General features: G+C 42.9%; 1 pseudogene. It reads left to right on the top strand.

Features of this window, described 5'->3' with window-relative positions:
* Positions 1 to 21: 21 nt before the first annotated feature.
* Positions 22 to 1745, top strand: a pseudogene (locus ASU35_RS04885) (DNA-binding protein); the annotation flags it as partial.

The following is a 1745-nucleotide window of genomic DNA, read 5'->3' as shown; positions in this document are numbered from 1 at the left end:
CATGCCAATGGAAATCAGTCCATGGTTTTAGTTGGCGGAGCAGCCTTTATGAGTAACTTTGAAATCAAGATGGAGATGGATAATAATGCAGAAAAGAATTATTCCAACTATACGATTCTGGAGAATCTGATTAACTATGTAAATCCAGTAGAAATTACGGATATTGCAGAGGTTCAGAGTCAGAAAGAGGAAGGTGTTGTGTACACAGTAGAGGGTATTGTAACCTCTAACGCATCCGGCTATGATAAGGCTACAGCCTTCTTTGACTGTATTTATCTTCAGGATGAGACAGCGGGAATTAATGCATTCCCTGTAGCTGGCGACTTCCGTGCTGGACAGAGGGTTCGTATTACGGGAACTACCTCCTCCTATCAGGGAGAGCGTCAGCTGAACGTTACAAGTATTAAGGTGGTTGACAGTAATATAAGTAAGGTAGTGCCAAAGACAGTAGGAGCAAAGGAAATTAATGAGCAGACCTATCTGGGAAGTCTGGTTAAGCTTTCAGGTACTGTGGTTAGCTATACAGTAGAAAATGGAGCTGTACAGACAATTCTGGTGCGTGATGCAAAGGGAGAGGTTGCCCGGGTATTTATTGACGGTTATATTACAACGGATAAGGCTATCGCTAATTTAGCCCAGGGAAATAAGATAACAGCCATTGGTCTGGCCTCCTATGATAACACCTTTGATGGTCTGCATGCCCGTATCCGTGTGAAGGATCGTGCTGATATTGTATGTGAAGCCGGCGGTGAAGTTATAATCCCGGGAGCTACAGTAGTTCCTGTGCCAGAGACAACAAAAGGCGTCGTTGTGGATAAGACGGAGAAGGGTGCTAATGTAACTGTAGTTTCAGGAACCACAGAGGTTTCTGGAGCAAAGGCACAGGTAACAGTAGAAATAAAGGAAGAATCTCTTGCGGATTTGGCAAAATCAGGAAATGGAAATATAGTACTTACCCTTGGTAAGGAGGTAATGAAAGAGGCTTTAGCAGAAAAAACAGCGGCTGCCGTAGAAATCAATATGAATATTCCGGTTGTAGAAGGTGTTAAGATAGAAGGAATCGTTCTGACAAAAGAGGCGATGACAGCTGCAAAGGCAGAAGAGAAGGAAATTACCGTTCATGTTGAAAATGGTAATATTGCTTATAAGGTAAAGGTGCCTGTATCCTCCTTGGAAAAGATGACAGACAAGACAAAGGATATGAATATAAGTGTAAACCTGGAAGCAGATGCAAAGGCGGCAAAGAAATCAGTTGGCGTACTTACGGTAGGGGATCAGGGCAAGCTGTCTGTACCGGTTGAGGTAAGTATTTCAGTGAAAGAAGAGCTTTCATTAAAAGCGGGGGCTAAGGTTTATGCTTACAGAAAGGATGAAAATGGTAAGCTGGCAGAGATACCAAACAGTATGCGAAAGGTTGCCAAGGATGGAACATTAAGGGTTTCTACAAATAGTGGTGGAGAAATTGTTCTTTGTACAGCAAAGGTAAAGGACGCTGTTAAGCTTACCGATCAGGTTTCTGTTTCAACAAAGGCTTCTGTACAGAAGGGAAAGGCTGTTAAGGTTTCTGTGAAGCTGCCGGAAGAGCTTAAGAAGGTAACAAGCTTTGGAACGGATGAGCTGATAGGACAGGAGAAGGCTAAGATAAGCTATAGTGTCAGCGATAAGAAGATAGCAACAGTATCTAAGTCGGGAACCCTGACTGGTAAGAAAAAGGGCACAGTAAATGTGAAGGTTACGATTACTTT

The organism is Acetivibrio ethanolgignens (assembly GCF_001461035.1).
Lineage (GTDB): Bacteria > Bacillota > Clostridia > Lachnospirales > Lachnospiraceae > Velocimicrobium > Velocimicrobium ethanolgignens.
The sequence above is the reverse complement of the archived record's forward strand: the minus strand, read 5'-3'. Positions and strand labels throughout refer to the sequence as shown.